At 68.2% G+C, this 19,585-nt stretch carries 15 protein-coding genes and 5 pseudogenes; 9 read left to right on the top strand and 11 right to left on the bottom strand.

Translation table 11 applies throughout. The features are described from left to right. Both KBY32_RS12770 and KBY32_RS12765 read left to right on the top strand, forming a co-directional pair. Nucleotides 1–181: hypothetical protein (locus tag KBY32_RS12770; RefSeq protein WP_210980033.1), on the top strand; the 181-nt coding region annotated here is incomplete at its 5' end. Nucleotides 182–359: 178 nt separating this feature from the next. After that, nucleotides 360–704 (top strand): annotated as a pseudogene (locus KBY32_RS12765) (sensor histidine kinase); the annotation flags it as partial. 610 nt (nt 705–1,314) lie between these two features. On the opposite strand, the gene KBY32_RS12760 reads toward KBY32_RS12765, so the two are convergent. Continuing rightward, a complete protein-coding gene (locus tag KBY32_RS12760; RefSeq protein ID WP_210980032.1) occupies nt 1,315–2,304 on the bottom strand; it encodes an ornithine cyclodeaminase family protein in 990 nt (329 codons plus the stop codon). A 481-nt stretch (nt 2,305–2,785) separates the two neighbouring features. Between KBY32_RS12760 and KBY32_RS12755 the strand changes: the two genes are divergently transcribed. Continuing rightward, on the top strand, nt 2,786–3,142 hold the full coding sequence (locus KBY32_RS12755) for a hypothetical protein (protein ID WP_210980031.1): 357 nt from the start codon (nt 2,786–2,788) through the stop codon (nt 3,140–3,142). On the opposite strand, the gene KBY32_RS12750 is transcribed toward KBY32_RS12755, so the two are convergent. After that, a complete protein-coding gene (locus tag KBY32_RS12750; RefSeq protein WP_210980030.1) occupies nt 3,126–4,052 on the bottom strand; it encodes a restriction endonuclease in 927 nt (308 codons plus the stop codon). The two genes, KBY32_RS12755 and KBY32_RS12750, sit on opposite strands and share 17 nt — an antisense overlap. 672 nt (nt 4,053–4,724) lie before the next feature. On the opposite strand from KBY32_RS12750, the gene KBY32_RS12745 reads away from it, so the two are divergent. Together KBY32_RS12745 and KBY32_RS12740 are read left to right on the top strand one after the other, a co-directional pair. Further along, nucleotides 4,725–6,557: a long-chain fatty acid--CoA ligase gene (locus tag KBY32_RS12745; RefSeq protein ID WP_210980029.1), complete on the top strand. Its 1,833-nt coding sequence runs from the start codon at nt 4,725–4,727 to the stop codon at nt 6,555–6,557. 144 nt (nt 6,558–6,701) lie between these two features. After that, nucleotides 6,702–7,464 (top strand): annotated as a pseudogene (locus KBY32_RS12740) (IS5 family transposase). On the opposite strand, the gene KBY32_RS12735 reads toward KBY32_RS12740, so the two are convergent. Then, on the bottom strand, nt 7,436–7,771 hold the full coding sequence (locus KBY32_RS12735; RefSeq protein ID WP_210980028.1) for an ankyrin repeat domain-containing protein: 336 nt from the start codon (nt 7,769–7,771) through the stop codon (nt 7,436–7,438). The pseudogene KBY32_RS12740 and the gene KBY32_RS12735 sit on opposite strands and share 29 nt — an antisense overlap. A 718-nt stretch (nt 7,772–8,489) precedes the next feature. On the opposite strand from KBY32_RS12735, the pseudogene KBY32_RS12730 reads away from it, so the two are divergent. The 4 genes and pseudogenes from KBY32_RS12730 to KBY32_RS12715 all read left to right on the top strand — a co-directional run bounded on the left by KBY32_RS12730 (nt 8,490) and on the right by KBY32_RS12715 (nt 10,731). After that, nucleotides 8,490–9,163 (top strand): annotated as a pseudogene (locus KBY32_RS12730) (transposase family protein). 8 nt (nt 9,164–9,171) lie between these two features. Beyond that, nucleotides 9,172–9,438, top strand: a pseudogene (locus KBY32_RS12725) (transposase family protein); the annotation flags it as partial. Between the two features lie 161 nt (nt 9,439–9,599). Beyond that, complete coding sequence (locus KBY32_RS12720; RefSeq protein ID WP_247689348.1) at nt 9,600–9,827, top strand: hypothetical protein; 228 nt, start codon at nt 9,600–9,602, stop codon at nt 9,825–9,827. Between the two features lie 23 nt (nt 9,828–9,850). Then, nucleotides 9,851–10,731: pseudogene (locus tag KBY32_RS12715) on the top strand (IS5 family transposase). A gap of 74 nt (nt 10,732–10,805) precedes the next feature. Here the strand turns inward: KBY32_RS12715 and KBY32_RS12710 are convergent. From KBY32_RS12710 to KBY32_RS12675, 8 genes are all read right to left on the bottom strand, one after another. Further along, entirely contained in the window at nt 10,806–12,188 is a 1,383-nt protein-coding gene (locus KBY32_RS12710; RefSeq protein ID WP_210980027.1) for a gamma-glutamyltransferase, read from the bottom strand. Nucleotides 12,189–12,698: 510 nt separating this feature from the next. After that, nucleotides 12,699–13,433 carry a hypothetical protein gene (locus tag KBY32_RS12705; RefSeq protein ID WP_247689347.1) on the bottom strand — a complete coding sequence of 245 codons (735 nt, stop codon included), beginning with the start codon at nt 13,431–13,433 and terminating at the stop codon, nt 12,699–12,701. 5 nt (nt 13,434–13,438) lie between these two features. Then, nucleotides 13,439–13,702: a hypothetical protein gene (locus KBY32_RS35350; RefSeq protein WP_247689346.1), complete on the bottom strand. Its 264-nt coding sequence runs from the start codon at nt 13,700–13,702 to the stop codon at nt 13,439–13,441. Between the two features lie 368 nt (nt 13,703–14,070). Further along, on the bottom strand, nt 14,071–14,535 hold the full coding sequence (locus tag KBY32_RS35345) for a hypothetical protein (RefSeq protein ID WP_247689345.1): 465 nt from the start codon (nt 14,533–14,535) through the stop codon (nt 14,071–14,073). Nucleotides 14,536–14,689: 154 nt separating this feature from the next. Next, nucleotides 14,690–15,964 (bottom strand): cation:proton antiporter, encoded by a 1,275-nt coding sequence (locus tag KBY32_RS12690; protein ID WP_210980026.1) that lies wholly within the window; start codon nt 15,962–15,964, stop codon nt 14,690–14,692. Between the two features lie 968 nt (nt 15,965–16,932). Beyond that, nucleotides 16,933–17,550: a hypothetical protein gene (locus KBY32_RS12685; protein WP_210980025.1), complete on the bottom strand. Its 618-nt coding sequence runs from the start codon at nt 17,548–17,550 to the stop codon at nt 16,933–16,935. A 180-nt stretch (nt 17,551–17,730) separates the two neighbouring features. Beyond that, nucleotides 17,731–18,252 (bottom strand): hypothetical protein, encoded by a 522-nt coding sequence (locus tag KBY32_RS12680; protein WP_210980024.1) that lies wholly within the window; start codon nt 18,250–18,252, stop codon nt 17,731–17,733. 10 nt (nt 18,253–18,262) lie between these two features. Beyond that, complete coding sequence (locus KBY32_RS12675) at nt 18,263–19,018, bottom strand: hypothetical protein (protein WP_210980023.1); 756 nt, start codon at nt 19,016–19,018, stop codon at nt 18,263–18,265. Between the last annotated feature and the right edge of the window lie 567 nt (nt 19,019–19,585).

The following is a 19,585-nucleotide window of genomic DNA, read 5'->3' as shown; positions in this document are numbered from 1 at the left end:
GCGGGCGCTGGTGGCCGCTGTGCGGGCGGCGGTGCTGGACTCCCGTCGTGCACTGCAGTTGCCGAGCCGGCTGCTGGACGGTGTGGAGCAGACGGTCCGCCGGATGTTGGAGCATTTCAAGAGTGATGGCGTTCTCCTCCTTGATGTGTGGCGATTGCCGCGGTTTGTGTGTGTGCCTTGAGCGTGCCGGTCGGTGGCACGGCTGGTCGTCCGGCGGGGGCAGTCTTTTCGCGCTGCCGCCGGCAGGGCAGTCGACTGCCGCGCACATGGCAGGCGGCGGGCGGGTACCGCGGGTGCGGTAGTCGGCCGCTCGTCCGCAGGCCGGATCCGCCGGCAGCGGGGTGCAGCTAGCTGCGCGCATGGGCACAGGGCGTTTTCGTGTCCCGGCCGGTGCCATGAACTGGGGGATCGCCGTCAGTGTGGCGGTACTGCTGCTGGGCACCGGGTTGTCCGGGCAGCACCCGGGCGGGGAGCGTGGGCTGTTCGGCGCTGTGCTGCTGGCGGTGGGCGGTCTGGCGCTGGCCGCGCGTCGCAGGGCTGCGCTTGCCGTGCTGGCCGTGACCGGCGTGTGCGCGGTGGGGTACGAGGCGGCGGGTTTTGAGGTTCTCGCTGTCTCCTACCTGGTTGCGGTGTACGGCGCGGTGCGGGCCGGGCACCGTGCCGTGACGGTGGCGGCATCGGTGTCGTTGCTCGTCGTGCTGCCTGGACAGGCAGGCCGAGCACGACCGAAACCACCACACCCAGACCCGGCACAAACCCCCGACCCACCCGACCACCGAACACAACACACGCCATGGGGTGTCCGGATCGGCCAGCGACCCCAACCCGCCCAACCCGACGCAGCCTTGGAACGTGCCGTAACGATGCCTGGCCCACCGCGAGACCTGGCCGATGACCAACCGCAGATGGTGATCAACGAAAGCGAATGAAGGCCGGATGGGACCCGGCCTCGACTACTGCTCCATTGCGTGCTCTTGAGGACCACGGAGACCCATCACGGACAATCCGCTGAAGTCCTCCAAGAGGGGCGTCTCTACTGTGCCGGGCGCTGCCGGGCTGGGCGATCCGAAAGGGGTGGGTGGTCTGGTCACGCACCTTCCGGACCGCTGGATGGACCATGGCCCGGCACTCGGCAGGAGGCGTAAGCCACCAGCGAGGCCCTCAACGCCCGGGGTGCCGGGGGTGCCTGGCGCGTAACCGGCGCTGGACACCCTCCCGCGGGGTCAGGTGGCTGGGATGTCGGCGTACGCGCTTGCGTGCTCAGCCGCGTACGGGCGAACGCGTCCGGCCATGTCCCGCGCGCCGACGGCGGCGTCACCGCAGCGTGATCTCCTCGCCGATCGACCGCTCGCGGGCGGACGCGACGACCAGGGCCGTCGCCGCGGCGTCCTGCGCGGCCACGCCTACCGACTTGTAGAGGGTGATCTGGTCCGGCGCGGTGCGCCCCGGCTTGTCGCCGACGATGAGTTCGCCCAGCTCGGCGTGCACGTGCTCGGCCGTGATGAGGCCGTCACGGATCGGGGCGAGCAGGTCGTTGCTGCCCGCGGGGAGCGGGGCGAGCACGGCTCGGCGCGATTCGACACACAGCAGCGCCTCTACGACCGTGGCGTCGTCGACCTCGCGGCCGGCCGGGTTGTAGCCCACGGACGTGATGTGCACCCCGGGTGTCAACCAGGGGCGGCGGATCACGGGTTCGACAGCGTGCGTCGTGGCGGCGGCGATGTCCGCGCCGTCGAGCGCCTCGGCGTAGCCGGACACGGCCTGGACCTCGGCCTCCAGCACTCCTGAGAGTTCCTCGGCCAGGGCGGCGGCTTTTGCCGGGTCCCGGCCGGCCACGCGGATCTGCCGGATCGGCCGGACCCGGCAGATCGCGCGGGCGTGGGAACGGGCCTGCACGCCGGTGCCCAGCACCGCCAGCACCGTCGCGTCCTCACGGGCCAGCAGCCTTGCCGAGAGCGCGGAGCAGGCGCCGGTCCGCGCCGCGGTGATGGCCGTACCGTCCAGTACGGCAACGGGTTCGCCGGTGTCCGGATCGAACGCCACGATCACCGCCTGATGTGTAGGCAGTCGTGCTCCGTCGTTGTGCGGAAAGAGGGACACCAGTTTGGTCATGAGCACCCCGGCCGACGGCAGGAAGCCCGGCATGGCCGCCAGGAATCCATCGTGTGCCGGCACCTGGGCGGCGACACGGTCGGGTACCGAGGCGCGGCCCGCACTAAGGTCTACCATCGCCGCGGCCAGGGCGTCGATCAGCGCGTCCATGTCGAGCGGGGACTCGACCTGTGAGCGGCCCAGAACAAGCATGCGCTTCAGCCTCCTGACACCGGTCGCCCAACCCGCGACCGCACAGCCCAAGGGTCGATCCCGGCCTTCCGTCCCCCGCTACGACACGCAGCCCCTCCCGAGCACGATCATCCGAACGCGCCTGAACCCATCAGCACGTACGCCGACATGGGACGCTGCTCTCAGGCGCCCAGGGGCCCTTGCTCGCCCGGTGGAAGAAGACGCCACCGGCCGGGGAGTGAAGCGTGACGATGCCGGAGGGCAGTTCCAGATGGACACTGACGATGCCGGTCCGGGCACCTGCCCCGCAATAGCGCAGCCAGGCACCGGTGACCGGCTCGTCCTAGGTGAACGAGCCCTCCCACAGGCTCAGTAAGCGGCTTCGGGAGGTGTAGCGGTCCCCGACGATCAGACGCCTTTCCCGGCCCGCCGCCATGCCCCCTCCCCGGTTCGATGATCAACCGGACCGTATCGCCGGGGAGGGAGGGGACGTGCTCAGGGTGTGGGCGCGCCCCTCATACCGCCCGTCGGCATCCGTCGAGTACAGCTGCACACCAGCCAGAACCCCCAGCGGCAGACCGTCCCCGGATCCGGCGAGGGCCTGCCCGGGTCCGCCAGGGGCAAGTGCTGGGACCGCGCCGAGGCCCTGCGCGCCGACCTCGAAAGGGCAGTCGTCGCCTACGAGGCCCTGCGCACCCGCGCAATCACCACGAGCAGGCACGTCCGGCAGCACAAGCGCGCCAACTCCCCTCCCCCTGCGCGGCGGCGACACCCGGCACGCGCCCTCGACACCCTCGACGCCCAGACCGAAGACCCCGGCCCCCTCAAGCTCGCCCGGTCGCTCAGGGAGCGGTCGTGACCTCGAAGTCCCACGGCCGGGGCCCGGTACCGTCGTGCCAGGCACTCAGTTCGTCGCCGTTCACGCACAGGATTCCGCACTGTTCGGCGTATTCGAGGGCGGGGGCGGTGAAGTCGCTCGTCGTGACGACCACGGCAATGTCGGCCTCGTGGACGGTGAAGCAGGTGCCCCCGAACCGCTGGAGATCCTGGGAGCCCACCTTGTTGGTCTCGCAGTAGCGCTTGCACTGGACGATCAGGCGCCGCCCGTCCGGGGTGACGGCCGTGACGTCGGCGCCCAAGTCCCCGGCCCCTCCTACCACTTCGACGTCCCCGCAGCCATCACGCAGGCACAGGTCGGCCACGGTCCGCTCGAAGGCGTCGGGGTCGAGTTCGAAGCAGTCCACCGGCAGGTCGAGAACGGCGGTGGCCTCCTCCCCCGCTGCCGCCGCCGGGCTGGGCGCCGGCGACACCTCCGGGCGCAGAGGGTCGGCGCCGTACCCGAAGGCCCCTTCCGCCGCGCCTGCCGGGCACTCGACAGCCGGTAGCGCCACGGCCGCTGCCGCGCCCCTGACGCCTTCGGCCGCCGCCGTGCCGCGCATGCCCTCCGCCGCCGCCGTAGGGCGCATGTCGCGGAGGTTGTCGGACGCGGTCTCGGCCGCGGCCTCCAGCGCCTCAGCCGCGCGGCGCGCGCATCTCCCGGCGGACAGCCTGCGCCACCGGGACCGGGAGGCGAGCACGGACGCGACGATCAGTACGGCGAGCAGTCCGGCCCCTTCCGGACGGCGTTCCACCATGCCCATCACGATGCGGCCCACCGACGCCACGAGACACAGGACGAGCGCCAGCAGGACGAAGAACAACGTGGTGGTACGCAGGTCGAACCGCCGGTCGCCGTACAGGCGTCGGTCACGTGGTGCGGGTACAGTCATGCCGGTCTTCCCCTCCCGAGAACGAAGATCGCTATCTCCTCGTTCCCAAGATCACCGACTTCACCGGTGGGCAGAGCGAGCCGAGTTGAGGACAGCCGGCCAACGGGCGTCGGCCCCCAGGATGCGGCGGAGCGGGTTCCCGCATCTGCGCGGGAACCAGCTCCCGGCACACGCCTTTCGGGGCCGGACCGCCAAGAGGAGGTCGGATTGGTCAACCCGGACACCCCCTGCCGGGAACAGCCAGACCTGCTCGTCGACGCCAGCCGCACCACCCCGCTCAAGATGAAGACGACCGCAGCCAAGCCCCTGTGCACCCGCTGCCCCCTCAGTGACGCCTGCACCGACTACGCCATCGCCAACGAGCCTTCCAGATCGTCTTCGGGGGCCGCCTGACCCCGAGCAACAACTGACACCTCAGCAACCGCGATCAGCCCTTAAGTTGACACATCCCCTCCCGGCAAGCGGCCTGCAGGTGCTGCCGCTTTGCCCGGGATCACAGCACCAGTGGTGGGGAGGCCTGAACGGTGTGGGAGAACCCCCGGCACCGGACACCGCGCACCAATGCAACGAGAATTGGCCGACAGCACCTAGGAACCCGGGATGCCTGCCGGTATGTTGCGCCCCTGCCCGCCGCGAGGCGCGGCACGGTGAACGGCTCATCCTGGGGGTAGCGTGCGTGACTTCAGCCTTCCGGCACTGGTGGAAACCCTGTCGGCGGGAGGCCTTGCGAACTCGGTGTACGACGTGGCGGAACGCGACCCGAAGCTGGAGCAGTTGGCCCGGCGCGACCCCCTGGACGAGCAGAGGTGGTGTGCGGTCACCGCGGCCGAGTTCCGTGACGAGGTGCTGGAGCTGGCCAAGGGGCTGCTGGCCAGCGGGATCCAGTTCGGTCACCGCGTCGCCGTGATGTCCCGGACGCGTTACGAGTGGACGCTGTTCAGCTACGCGTTGTGGTCCATCGGCGCCCAGGTGGTGCCCGTCTACCCGACCTCCTCGGCGGACCAGGTCCGCTGGATCCTGTCGGACGCGCAGGTGGTGGCCGTCGTGGTGGAACACGAGGACCATGCCATGACCGTGGGGGCGGTCTGCGACCAGCTGCCGCTGTTGCGGGCGATATGGCAACTGGACGCGAACTGCGTCCAATGGCTGGCGGACGCGGGCCGGGGCATCCCCGACCACGTGGTGCACCAGCACGGCAGGGCAGTGCAGCCGAGCTCGGTCGCCACCATCGCCTACACCTCCGGCACCACCGGCCCCCACCCCAAGGGCTGCCTGATCACCCACGCCAGTCTCGCGGTCGAATGCGACACCCTGAACGCGGGCTGGCGGGAGATCCTCGCCGAGCCCGGTGAGCAGCCGGCCGTCCTCGCCTTCCTGCCCCTCTCCCACATCTACGGCCTGATGGTGCAGGTCGTCTGCATGCGCGGCGGCATCCGGCTGGGGCATCAGCCGGACCTGTCCCCCGCCGCGTTGCTGCCCGCCCTGGCGTCGTTCCGGCCGACGTACGTCTTCGCCGTGCCGTACATCTTCGAGAAGATCTTCCACTCGGCTCGGCGTTCGGCCGAAGCAGCCGGCCGTGAGGCGCTCTTCGACCGGGCCGCGGACGTCGCGGTGCGCTACGCCGAGGAACTGGAGCGCCGGGACAGTGGCAAGGGCTCGGGGCCGGGGCCGCTGCTGAAGGCCTCACACGCCGTCTTCGACCGTCTGGTGTACGGGCGGCTGCGGGCCGTCCTCGGCGGCCGGGTCCGGTATGCCACCTCCGGCGGGTCGAGTCTCGACCGGGAACTCGGCCTGTTCTTCGCCGGAGCCGGAGTCACCATCCACGACGGGTACGGACTCACCGAGACGACCGCCGCCGTGACCAGCCAGCCACCGGGCCAGCCCCGCTACGGGACCGTCGGCAGACCCCTGCCCGGCTGCTCCGTCCACGTGGCACGGGACGGGGAGATCTGGGTCCGCGGGGACGTCGTCTTCTCCGGCTATCTCGGCGATCCGGCGGCCACCGGGTCGGTGCTGCGCGACGGGTGGTTCGCGACGGGCGACGTGGGCCGGCTGGACGACGACGGCTTCCTGGTCATCACCGGGCGCAAGAAGGACATACTCATCACCAGTGGCGGCAAGAGCGTCAATCCCCGGGTGCTGGAGGAGCGGCTGCTGAGACATCCCCTGATCTCCCAGTGCCTCGTCGTCGGCGACAACCGTCCCTTCATCGCGGCGCTGATCACCCTGGATCCCGAGGCGTCCCAGCACTGGTGCCGGCTCCGCGCACAGCAGCACGCCCGGCCCCGGGAGGCGACGATCGACGAAAAACTGCGCGGGGAGATCCGGCGGGCCGTGACGATGGCGAACGCGGCGGTCTCCCAGGCCGAGGCGATCCGCGCGTTCCGGATCATCCCGCACGAGTTCAGCACGGCCAACGGCCTCATGACACCGTCGCTGAAGCTGCGCCGCGCCGCGATCGTGCAGGCGTACGCGGCCGACATCGAAGCGTTGTACGGGTCCTGAGGCCCCCCTCACCGGCGGTCGGACGGCCCCGCTGCTGCTCCTGGAATCATCCACGGTTAAGACGCCATCTCATTTGGCTGGCTCGGTAGTCTGTCGATCATGGTGGGGATCGTCGAGCGGCTCGTGCCGGAGTAGTTGTGGGAGATGTTCCAGCGGGTGGTTCCGCAGGCGCCGACGCGTCCCCAGGGCGGCGGCCGACGTCGTCACGGTGACCGGGAGGCGCTGGCTGCGATCGTGTTCGTGGCCACCTCGGGCTGCACCTGGCAGCAGGTGCCGTCGGCGTCATTCGGACCGTCAGGGGCGACGACTCACAGGCGTTTCGCCGAGTGGAGCAAGGCCAGGGTGTGGGCGAAGCTCCACCGCTTGGTCCTGGACGAGCGCGGCTACCGCGGTGAGCTGGACTGGTCCCAGTGCGCGATCGACTCGGTGAACATGCGGGCCCTGAAAAGGGGGAGCTAACAGGTCCGAATCCTGTCGACCGGGGCAAGCACGGATCGAAGATCCACTTGATCACCGAGCGGACGGGTCTGCCCCTGTCTGTCGGAATCTCGGGGGCAAACCTGCACGACAGCCACCCCCTAATCCCCCTGGTTAAGGGCGTACAACCGATCCGCTCCCATCGCGGACGACGGCGCCGCAGCCGGGACAGCTCCACGCCGACAAGGGATACGACTACGACCACCCGCGGCGATGGTTACGAGGGCGTGGCATTACCCACCGCATCGCCAGCAAGGGGATCGAGACCTCTCAGCGGCTGGGCCGCCACCGCTGGACCATCGAACGCACCATGTCCTGGCTCGCCGACTGCCGCCGACTCCACCGCCGCTACGAGCGCAAGGCTGAACATTTCCTCGCCTTCACGAGCATCGCCTGCACCCTCATCTGCTATCGGCGGCTCGTCTGTTGATGTGGGTCTGCAGCAGTTTCGCCGCCAGGTCGTGGCCGTAGTGATTGGCCCTGTCCATGGGGGTGCGACCGTCCGGGTCTGCGAGCTCCGGGTCAGCCCCAAAGGCCAGCAACGCGGCCGTGGTGTGCACAGTCAACGGTTGCCTGCTCTGCAGGAGGCCATCACCCTCGACGTCGATCGCGTGCGTCCGCAGCGTCATGTTGCTGAAGACCTCATCGGGATCGGAGCCGGCGGCCAGCAACCGGGCCAGGGCCTCTGCATCCTCCTGCTCGACCGCTTGATGCGCGGGTGTCCAGTAGTCGCTCACCAAGACATTCAACCGTCCCCACAGCACGCCTGCCAGCAACAATCTACGCCGTCAGCTACCAACTGAGATGACGTCTTAGCGCGGCGGCAGCCGGAGCGCTCGACGGCAGCACCCGCGGCGGCGGCCTCGCGTCGACGCGGTCGGCCCCGCACTCGCAGTGCGTGCGGGGCCGGGACAACTCATCACCTCGAGCGGGCGGGGCACACGGGACGAGAACGGTGGATCGCCCTGGCTGGGCTGTAGGTCAGGCGCGGGCGGCGAATGTGGGCGTCTTGCTGATGCGGCGGATGGTGGTGGTGCGGGCCGGGGCGCGGTAGAGCGTGATGCGGTCGGAGTACTCGTGCTCCGCAGCGTCGTAGTGGTCGGTGGGCCAAGTGTGTGCGGCCTGTTCCGCCGGGGGCAGGTCGCTGAATTTGCCCGCCGAGCAAAGCCCGGCCGACCGGCCCCCGGGCGCGGCAGTCCCGGCAGCGGTAGAAGCAGATCTCCGCGAATCGGTCCGGGGTGAAACCGATGGGGGTAAAGGGGTCGGCGAGCCCCAGGGCCTCGTTTGCGCTCATCAGGCCAGCGTCCGCGGCCGTCGCCGTGTTGGTGGTTGGGGTGGTCATGGGTTCAGCTCCTGCCCCGTGGGACGGCACCAGGCCGTCGGTGGGGTCGATGAGCCGTACCGTGCGGCGGCGCCCGGCAAGGCAGGCAAACGGACGCTGGCGTCGGGACGCGCATCGTCACCCGTGAGGGTGACCGCCGCTGCAAGCTCTCGCCGCACCAGCGTGCCCTGGTCGGCCTGGTGTACCTGCGCCGGCACGACACCCTGGCGCAGATCGCAGCCGGCTTCGGGATCTCGGTCGGCACCGCTCACGCCTACGTCGCCGCCGTCATCCACCACCTGTCCAAGCGGGCGCCCGGCCTGTTGCGGGTGCTGCGGGAGACCGATCCCGAGCACGTCCTCCTGGACGGCACGCTCGCCGAGTGCGACCGGGTCGGCGACAGCCGGGCCGACTACTCCCACAAGCACCGCCGTCACGGAGTGAACGTGCAGGTCGTGACCGATCCCGCGGGCAGACTGCTGTGGATCTCACCTGCGCTGCCCGGCCGCACCCACGACCTCACCGCGGCCCGCACCCACAAGATCATCCGGATCTGCGAACGCCAGGGCGTCCCCGTCCTCGCCGACCGCGCCTACATCGGAGCCGGCCCCTGGGTGACCACACCGCTCCGACGCCCGCCCCGCCGACTCAGCGCACGACGAACCGGGCCTTGTCAGCGGCACGAGCACCAGTCGAGCGGGGTGTCGCAAGGTTGAAGTTCTGGCGGATCTTCCGCAGAGCCCGCTGCAGCCCGAACCGCCTGTCGTCAATCGCCGCAGCCGTCCTCACCCTGGAGCGTCAGCGCTGAAAGAGCTCACTGTCCTGGCCGCCTCCGCCCCCACTTCGGAACAGGCCATCGCAGCCGCGTCCGCGAAGGCGTTCATCATCATCGATGGCACGCTGCTGCCGATCGACCGGATCGCCGCCGACCGCCCGTTCCACTCGGGCAAACACAAACGCCACGGCATGAACGTGCAGGTGATCACCACACCCTTCGGTCGTCCGATCTGAGCCTCGCCCGCCTTGCCCGGCGCGGTCCACGACATCACCGCTGCCCGCACCCACCAGGTCATCGATGCCCTAGGTCGTGTCTGACAAATGATCTCTGCAAAGCTTCGGTGTCGGAGGCTGAGGAGGGGTCATGGGGATCGAGCTGGAACTGCACTCGGGGCGACCCGCGCGAAAGGGGTCGTCCCGGGACACCTTGCTGCGGGGGTCGCGAGCACGGTGAAGCGTTGGCGAGAGTGCTGAACAACCTTGACCGGCATGGCTCGGGCAAGCTCGGCTGGGTGGATCCGTACGGAGACACGCTGTTCAACGAACAGGAAGCTCAAGTCGCTCGCCAGGAAGTCGCCGCCCTGGCACAGAGGTGTACTGACGACCAGCAGAAGGCGGCTCTGCTCGACCTTGACGAGCTACTCAAAGCGTGTGCGGCGACGCCGGGCAGCCACTTGTGGTTCATGGGTGACTAGCCATACCCCTGATCATTGATCTCATGGTTGGTCGAGGCGAGTTGACGGACGTGGCGTGGGAGCGGATAGGCCCGCTGTTGCCGCGGGTTGATGGTCGTGGACGACCATGGCGAGATCACCGCCAGGTGTAAACGGGGTGCTCTGGCGGTTGCGGACCGGGGCGCCCTGGCGTGACCTGCCCGAGCGTTACGGTCCTGGCAGACCGTCTACGAACGCTTCGCCCAGTGGGAGACGAACGGAACCTGGGCGAAGCTGCTGGAGCATGTCCAGATCAGAGATGACGCGGTAGGCGCGGTGGAGTGGACGGTTTCGGTGGACTCCACCATCAACCGCGCCCACCAGCACGCGGCCGGCGCCCGCAAAAAGGGGCACCGCCGCAGGACGAACTGGAAGATCCGCAACATCCGACGCCTGGCCAGGCACTCGGCCGGTCCCGCGGTGGACTGACCACCAAGGTCCACCTTGCGGCCGACGGCCGGGGTCTGCCTCTGGCCATCGTCGTCACCCCGGGCAACGTCAACGACTCCACGGTGTTCGACACCGTACTGGACGCAGTGCGGGGGCCCGCCTATCCGCGGGCCGCCCCCGTCGCAGGCCCGAGACGGTCATCGCCGACAAGGCGTATTCGTCTCGGGCCATTCGGGCCGGCTTACGACGTCGCGGCATCCGAGCGGTCATCCCGGAACGGTCCGACCAGATCGCCAACCGACAGCACCGAGGGCCAGTCGGCGGCCGGCCGCCGGCCTTCGATGCAAACCGGTACAAGGCCCGCAACGTGGTCGAACGCTGCTTCAGCAGGCTCAAGCAGTTCCGGGCCATAGCCACCCGCCTCGACAAGTTGGCCACCCGCTACCTCGCCGGCCTCCGACTCGCCTCGCTCATCCTCTGGCTCCGCGAACCGTGATCGTTTTGTCAGACACGACCTAGCCGAAGCCGGCATCAAGTGCTTTGACAGATCCTGGTAGACGACGAACAAGCTCAGGCGGTGCGGCCCGCCGTGGAGAGGACGGGGTCGGTCAGCTCGAGGGCCAGGTAACTCTCTGTCGTGGCGGCTTCGAGGAGCAGAGGCTTGTCGGGGTCGTCCACGCGTACGGGAAGAAGTCGGCCCGTGAGCGAGCTGTCCTCCGGGTGTTCCGCAGTCAGCCGGAAGGCCGTGCTGACCGCCTCACGAACGCGCGTCCGATACCGCTGCTCGTGCTCGTAGTGGGCTTGGCGAGCCCGCCGCGCGTACTGCTCGCGGGCCTCATCGTCCTCCTGGTCCTGTCCGAAGCTGGGGTCGTTCAGGCGGGGGCCGTCGGCGAAGGCCACGGTGTCGGGCATGTCGGTCTGCTCGAGGTGCAGGGCCGCACACGCTGCGTAGAGCCGGCGGGAGAGACCGAGGTGGATGCCGGTGCCGGGGATGCGGGCGGCGATGAACGCAGTGGCGTCCGTGTGCGACGCCAGGCTCCCCTCGGTATCCACCTGCTGTGCGCGCAGCCGACGGCGCAGGCCTGTGGTGGATTCGTCGTGTTCCAGCAGTGTCAGGGAACCGGTGCGGTGACGCCCGCGATCCGTACGGTCACGGCGCATCGGGACGACGCGCCGCTGCTCCACGGCCCCGAAGGCCAAGGCCTGGTACGTCAGGAGCTGCTGCCGGGTGACGGCCATCAGGGCCTCGGGGTCATCGGCGACGTAATCCTCCGCGTCGCCTTGCGGACTGCCGACCGGGGAGGCGCCGGTCTGCGGCCCGCCGTGGGGGTGGGCCGTATGCAGGGCCAGGAACAGGTGGTCCTGCTCCCACTTGCCGGGCCTATTGCCGGGCAGCGACGTGCCGCAGAGGACCTGCCGGTGTGCCATGCCGGGCATGAGGGCGCTGCCACCGTCCAGCTGGATTCTCCCGTTCTTCAGAACGCCGGCGCCGAGTGCACGGCCTGCCTTCGCCTCGATCAGCCAGGGGAGGCCAGTGGCGTGGTGGTTGCCCCACAGGTCGGGCAGCTTGGCAGCCGGATCGGTGAAGCCGGGCAGGCCGCCCGGACCTCGGGCTTCGAGATGCCAGGTGCTTCCCAGGCCAGCCATCCCGGCGCAGAGCCAGTGCGCCATCGTCATGCCCAAGTGGTAGCCGAAGGCGGAGTGGGCGCTGCGCTCACTGCCGTACTGGTACAGGGCGTTCACGAAGAGCCTGCGGCCGGCCGCGGGCGCGGGTGCGGGCACGTCCTTGAGCTGGAGGTAGGCCTGAAGGGGGGCGATACGGGAGATGAGCTCGTTGACGGCGAGCCAGGGGGTACGGCGCAGCCAGGGGGTCAGGTCGCGCCCGACGCCCTTGGCCGCGAGGAGGACCTGCCGCCAGGTCGTGGTCGCCAGGTAGGTCCCGTACGAAGGCATGTCTGCCACCCCTGGCCACGGTTGGGTGGCACCCCTCCACAGAGCTTCGGAGGGCCGCCGCAGCGAGCTGAAGTCACGTACGACGACGGGTATGTCCAGGGCGTCGGTCGGACTGAAGGCGAAGTCGGCCGCGTCGTGAGGGGGCTGCATGATCACACCGACAGCCTGTCATGGGGCACGGATATCAGTCGCAGCTTTGGCCGAGCGGTCGGTGAGGAGAGCGGGCACTGGGAGATTTTGACCCACGGAGTCACGCATGCGGTGATCGTTGGCTGTCTGTACGCCCTGACTGTTGGAGTCCGCGGAAGTGCTCAACAACCGCCTTCGCCTCCGCAATTGTGCAGGGTCTGAAAGGCTTTGGGCAGGTCACAGAGGGTGGCCCCCGCTGGCAGGACACGGTAGTGGGTGAGATCGGTGGCGTGCGCCACACGCAGGTTTCGGCCGTAAGAGGACCGTGCTGGGGCAAGCCGCTAGCCGGACAACCCCTCTGCGCCGCTTTGGGGGGCGTGGCTACGCCGTGGATGGGGGCGTGATGGGGTGGCGTTCTGCGGTCGCGAGGAGGCGCGCAGTCTCGTCGGGGTCGGCAAGGGCCGCGGGATCGAACCAGTAGTAGTGCGCGATGCCGACGGGGACTGTGTCTGGACGGTCGAGGAGGACGTCGGTCACCACCTGAAAGGCTGCAGCGCGGAAGTCGCGGGCACGGGTCCGGCGCTGGGTGGTGGCCATGTCGGCCAGGTGGGGGTGGGCGTTGGAATGGCGCTCCCAGCGTCCGTACAGACGGGCGGCCTCGGAGGCTCTGGACTCGGTCTTTTCCATCGCTCGCGGGAGCGCGGACAAGAAGCGGGCCATGTCCCGGGGGGTGCCGTGTACGTCCACGGTGCGGGCATCGCCGGGACGCCCATGCACCTGGACGCGGTAGAGGGCAGCGAAGCGACGGGCGGCTCCGGCCCGGGCGGCGCTCCTGGCCACGTCGCCGGGGAAGGTGACGGTGCCGTGTGCCCGGCCGACGTACTCGATCACGAGCCGGGAGCAGGTGGCGTAACACGCCCGCCTGCGGGCTGCTCGCTGCTCGTCCAAGTTCTTGCGTGCGTCCGCCTGGCGCTCGATCTCCTCGATGGCGCTTCCGCTGCTCGTGCCGTCGTCCGGGAGGGCGGATGACGTCGGCGTCCGGGAGCGGCGGTCGGGAGCGTAGAAGTCAGCCAGCTTGGCGAGCTGCCCACCGATGCCACGTGCCTCTGCGAGCAAGTCGGTCAGCTTCGGCCATACGGCACGACAGGCTTCGACGTACGCGCGGGGCCCAGGACGGTGACGTCGGCGTGGAGAACACCCAGGTCGGCGGCCTGCTGGCGGAGCCTATCGGCGGTGACCGAACCTTCGTCGCCCATACGGAGGTTGTAGGGCGCGACGATCTCTTCCAGAGCGACGAAACCGTGCAGGGCAGACAAGATCAGCACGCGGGCGGTACTAGCCTGATCCTCGGTTGCAAGCGCGTCGGCCGCACGGCGCAGGGCCACGTGGTAGCTGCCGCAATACATTTGGCCGGCGGGTAGCGGTTGTTCGGTCGTGCTCTAACGTCCCCCACATGACAAGGCGCGCGAGTTCCGAGAATCCTGGACGTATTTGGTGAGGAACCCACCTGTCGACGGCCGCGTTCTGCCGCGCCAACGACGAGTTCGCGCGCGGCAATTGTCAGACCCCTGATCCGCCGTGGGGCATGAGCGAACGGGGCGGTTGGGCGAGTTCACTGACGCGCTCGCCATGAAGGAGTGGTCAAGCCGTTGCTCAACGTAGTTCACCAGCGTGTCGTCCATGGCGAAGGCGGTCACCATGCCACCACCGAGGTGGTTCTGCGCGTCCGACCAGGAGCGCCAAGGTCGACGCCCTACTCTAGGAGCTGCCCGGCGGCGTTCAGGGAACTCGCGGTCAGCACCAGGTTTGCCGCCACCGTGTCCTCCTCCAGCTCCAAGAGCTCGAGGTCCTGCTTGGTGGCGATGCGCGTCGTCTCCTCGTCCACGCGCTTCACGCACTGCCGCCCCGTCGCCTGCGCGATCAGGTCCAGTGACAACCCGCCCTTGAGGCTCTTACTGCATACCAGCTCGGGCAGCACCTGAACGTCACGGGAGGACCGAGCCCGTTCCCGACGTCCTCGGGCGCGGGCACTATCCCACAGCGTGGCCGTCACGACTTCTCCCGACTCCCCGCGACGATGATCGGGCTCTGGGCGGTGCACGATCGACAGGAGCAGCGGGGCGCGCCGTGGCCTCGCGGCGGCGCGTCGGGCCTGCTCCGGCGAGGCGGCGGCTTCGCCGAGCACGTCGCCGAGACGGCCGCGTTCGTCCCCGATCACCGGGATCAGGCGCCAGGGCCGCAGCCGCCGATGGTCGGGGGGGGGTGGCCGCAGCCTGCACGAGGCGCTCTTGTTCGTCGCGGCCGGGCACCGGCTCGGACACTCGGGCGGCGCTGCGCCGAGTACGCCTCCAAAATCGAGTGCGGAGCCGGGGTCATCCGGTAACCTCTCGGGCTGTGTTGCGCTCCGGATCGTGTTGTGGGATTGGCGGGGCCATCCTCGGGTCGTCGCCCGCCACCCGCTTGAACAGCGGGGCGGTGGCCGCGGTGGTGACGACGGTCATGATCACCAGGAGGGTGAACAGTTCCTCGGTGATGACGCCGATCTGGCGGCCGATGCCGAGAACGACGAGTTCGGTCAGGCCCCGGCAGTTCATGAGCGTGCCGACCGCTGCCGACCAGCGCCAGTCGCCGCCGGCGAGCCGGGCCGCTCCGGCCGTGGCGCCCCATTTGCCGATGACGGCGACCGCCAGGAGAGCCGCCCCCCAGCCCCAGTGTCCGGCCGGGAGGTTGGAGAAGTCGGTGTGCAGGCCGGTGTCCACGAAGAACAGCGGGAGGAAAAGGGGCAGCATCACGGCGCGGATGCGGGCGGCGCTGCGCTGGACGGCCGGGAGTCGGCGCGGGGCGACGGCGCCGAACAGGAAGGCGCCGAAGGCGGGGTGCACGCCGATCTGGTCGGTGGTGTAGGCGCTGAGACACAGCCCGGCGAAGAGCAGCGCCAGGACGAGGTCGTCGGAGGTGCGGCCGGCGCGGGTCAGCAAGGCGCGCATCGCCGGACGCAGCAGGGTGAGGCCGGCCGCGAGGACGACGCTCAGGGCAAGGGTGGTCACGGCCGACAGGGCGGTGCCGGCGGTGGACAGGGCGACGACGGCGGTGAGCAGGCACCAGGCGAGGGCGTCGTCGGTGGCGGCGCAGGCCATGACCAACGTGCCCACGGGTGTGGTCTCCAGGCCGCGGTCGGCGAGGATCCGTGCGAGGACCGGGAATGCGGTGATGCTGAGGGCGACTGCGATGAACAGGGTGAACGGGAGCCGGTCGACTCCGGGTGGTGCCAGGTGCGGGTACATGGCCGAGGCCAGCGCGGCGCCGAGGGCCATGGGGAGCAGCACGCCGCTGAGGCTGACGGCGGCGACCGCGCCTCGGGTGGTGCGCAGGGTACGGAGGTCGAGTTCCAGGCCGATCAGGAAGAGGAACGACAGGAGGCCGAGGTTGCCCAGGGCGGCGGTGATGGGCAGGACCGGGGGCGGAAGGAGGTGGTGCTGGATGCCGGGGGCGAGCCAGCCGAGCAGGGAGGGGCCGAGCAGGATGCCGGCCAAGATCTCGCCGATGACCGGCGGCTGGCCGAGGAGCCGTACGGCGCGGCCGCCGGCCTGGCAGGCGAGGACCACAACCGGTACGGCAAGGAGCAGGGGCAGCAGCGGGTCGGGCACGGGAGCTCCAAGGGTCGGGGTGGACGGGCTCGGGCAGGTCACGTACTCGAAGTGACAGGCCGTCAGTCGGGAGCCACCCCGGGCGATTCGTCCGGAACTGGCTCTCGACCGTCTGCAGTTCAACGCTGCGCAGTAGCGACGTCTGCGCCATGTTCCAATGCCCGGCATCCTCGGCAACCTCCGGGCGGAACGCGATGTCACACAGCCCCTCAAGAACCTCCATCCGAACCGAGGGACCGAGCCCGCTGATGTTCTCGTAGTAGGCCGCGTCCTGCCCCAGCGAAAACCAGTACAGCCGCCGGTCCTGTCCCGTCAGCTGACGGAACTCCCCCTCTTCGAGCGGCCTCTCATTTCGCACCAGGTCGGCGTAGCCAGTCTTGACACTCCCCAGTTCCTCGACTGGTCCGCTGCCGTCGGCGAACCACAGCCGGTACAGCGTCAGATGGTCGTCATCGGACAGGGGAACCGGTTCCAGAAGGCAGGCCCGCTGACTGCTCCGGCTCCGTGGCCGTTCCTCCGCGTCCAGCACGATGAAGCGCACGCCCCCCTCCTCGGAACGGCTTACTGAACCACTCGCCCACGGCCAAAGAGCAAGCCGTGCGTCGACCGCCGCCAACGGAAGGCCCTCGCGAAGATGCCGGAGATTGCCCGGCGATACCCCCATGTTGGCTCACTGGCGCCTGACCACGGGTGCGGTATCGACCTGATAACCAGAACGACAAGAGCCTTGAAACGGGCGACTGTTGCCCACGGTTCTGTGAGAGCCGAGGGGTGGGATCCCCCTCGGCTACTCGGCGGGCATGGGTTCGCTCGGGTCGAGGGAGGCATGCGGCGTCGTGTGTCCGCTTCATGACCGAGGGGTGCGCGGTGGCGTCGGTTCTGGGAATGGAGTGCTGGAGGCTACTGCTCCTTTCGCGTTCGTGACACACGCAAAAGTTCAGCCACTGCCGACACCTTCGCGGGCGTCATTAACGCAGGGCACAGAACACGATGCTCGGATAGGTTGCCGTAAAGGCCCAGAAAAAAGTATTCAGTCGCATCAGAAAAGCTGCTGTCGCGTGAAATGACAGCATGGCTGCCAGCAGTACATAGGTGAGCGGCCGGATTCCCAGCAACGCAGAGGGGAATGCGCATTCGAGCACGATAATTGCCCACCCCAAGATCCAGGCCGTTCTCTGATGACACGCGAGGACCAGTCCGATTCTGCGGTGGCCGTAGCTGTTGGTACCGAGGATGCCTGGCAGAGCACGACCGTCTCTCCATACCGGGGACACGGACTTGGCAACGCCGGCCGTGACGTAGGCGAGGCATGCCTGTGCTGCCACGAACCACAGGAAAAGCTCACGCGCCCTCGGGGTGCCGATCGCCTCGGCGAGCGAGGCGGCAATAAAGATGATCAAGGTCATCTGGTCGGCCCCGTCCGTTCCGTAGGGCGAGCGCCGAGCCAGAAGTAATGAGGTTACCGCGACGAGGGCTGCGGAGACGCCAAGTGGTAGTGGCAGGCCGACCACTACTGCGGCTGCGCCGAGTAACCTCAGGGTGACCGTTCCAAGGAAGCTTGGGTACGCGAAGAGCGTTTCCAGCATTCTCTCGACCGTCGGCGTCACGTTCCAGGGTCGGCCAGTCCGGGCCACGGGCCAACTGGCGAGTGCATGGTTAGCCAGCAATCGTGGACGAGCCACGTACTCTAGCGACGAGATGGCCGCACCGACAGCTGCCAGGCTGACCGTGAGCCGGAAGGCAAATTCAGAATCCAAAGGTCACACTCAGCCGATCGCGTGCAATGACGAGACGAAGATGACTGTGGGGGATTTGTTCACAGCCGAGCTCTGTGACGCCACCAGAGCGAACTGCGTGAGGCAGTTCTCATCCAGCCGAGGAAGCTCTGAGACGTAGTTGAGTAGCGCCAAGTACGGCACGGATAGCTCGATTTCCCTATTGTGTCGTTCTTCGGCGACCAGCTTCATGAGCTCAATGGTGGTGTCGGTAACTGCCTTAATGTGGCGGCGGCCAGGATTCCACACCGCGCAAAGAAGCGGATGGCTGATTGACGGATGGGGGGTTTCTCGCCAGGGCGAGAGGGCGCCACTGGGCGCCCGGTCGCGGAAGACGAGCACAAAATCCTGCATCGCTGGTCGCGGTGCGAAGAAATGCCAGCGTGGAATCAAGCCGAACAGGTCAGACCGTCTTAACCGATCTTGTAGGCGCGACTGTACCTGGCACAAGCATGTCACCGCCAGCCAGGCGAAAAAGAGGAAGGCGAGCACTATTTCGGCGAGTGAGTTCATAGCGCAGCCTTCATCTGTGGGCGTGTCCGAGCAGCTCGCGTCGCCGGCTGAGTAGTTTTCGGGCGGACGCCGCGGGACCCATGCGCTCAAGCTCTTCTTCGGAGAGTGAGACCTCTTCGGTTGGGAGAGGCGCTAGAACTTGAATGGCCGTAAGGAGCTGCCAAGCGTAGTCCGTCAAGTTGTCACAGCAGTCACCACGCACGCTGAGGTTCATCTCGAGCTGATCCTCGGGAACCTGCTCGACCGCCGCTCGCTCGGCCTCAGTCAACGGCGCGGTGTGTCGCAGCGCAAGCGCAGCGAGCCTGCCCCTGCTGCCCGGCACCCGGTGCTCAACGAGGGTGAGCTCATCAGGGTCGAGGCGCCCACCGTTGTAGGGGTTCTCCAGCACCATAAATTGAGGACCCGGGGGCGGGAAGAGGTTTGTCGCAAGTGTCCGACACCCGTATCGGATGCTGGCGAAGCTCTCGGTATCCCGAAGAAGCCGGTACGCCTGGTAATAGGTCAACTGCTCCCGTCCCCGCAACCTTCCACGGATTTCCAGCGAGAGCTGGACGTCGAGATCGGACGATCCTGATGCGGCGTCACGCACTCGCTGCAGAAGGGGGTCCCCTGCGTGCGTGATGTACACCGTGATGCTTCCAGGGGGTGCTAGCACTCCCTGGGATGGATCACTCGGCAGATAATCGATGATCTCGATCCGGCTGCGGCGGAGCTCGCGCTCTTCCAACTCATCGCACGCAAGTTGCAGTGCAGTGGATCTGTCCACGACGGGTCAACCTCACTTCACCGTAGAGTGACGATGATGACAGTATGTGGATGAATGGTTCGGTTGTCGAAAGCGCAAAACCTCGTTCCTTGACTATCAGAGCGAGAACCCCCAGGTCCAAGGACCTGGAGGATTGGGAAAGCCCATGGGCAAGATCACTCGTCCGGCGTATGATTCTTGCCTTCCGTCGGGCAGGTTTCTCTTTTCGGATTCACGTTCGATCTCGGGCGTGACCTTGGGGTTACAGGCCCGAGTGGCGCACCTCCGGCGGAGTGCGTCGGCACTGGCACTCGGCGGTGCGGCTGCACCCACAATTCGGGGGCCACCTTCGAGTTGACGGTCAAGCATGCTGTCAACCTGGGGTTGCCTCATGGGGAATCCAGTTCGTATGGCGAATCCGGTCCGGCTCAACGACCTGATCAGGGTCTCGTTGGCCCGCTTGAGTTCGACGTTCTCCTTCTTCACCTTGAGTTGGGCGGACGGGAAGGTCGTGCCATGACTCGATCCTTTCATGAAATCGAGTCCCCATTCGAACCGGGGTAATACAAACTGACAAACCCGCAGATC

Source organism: Streptomyces sp. RK62, from assembly GCF_018070255.1.
Classification (GTDB): Bacteria; Actinomycetota; Actinomycetes; order Streptomycetales; family Streptomycetaceae; genus Streptomyces; species Streptomyces nigra.
The sequence above is the reverse complement of the archived record's forward strand: the minus strand, read 5'-3'. Positions and strand labels throughout refer to the sequence as shown.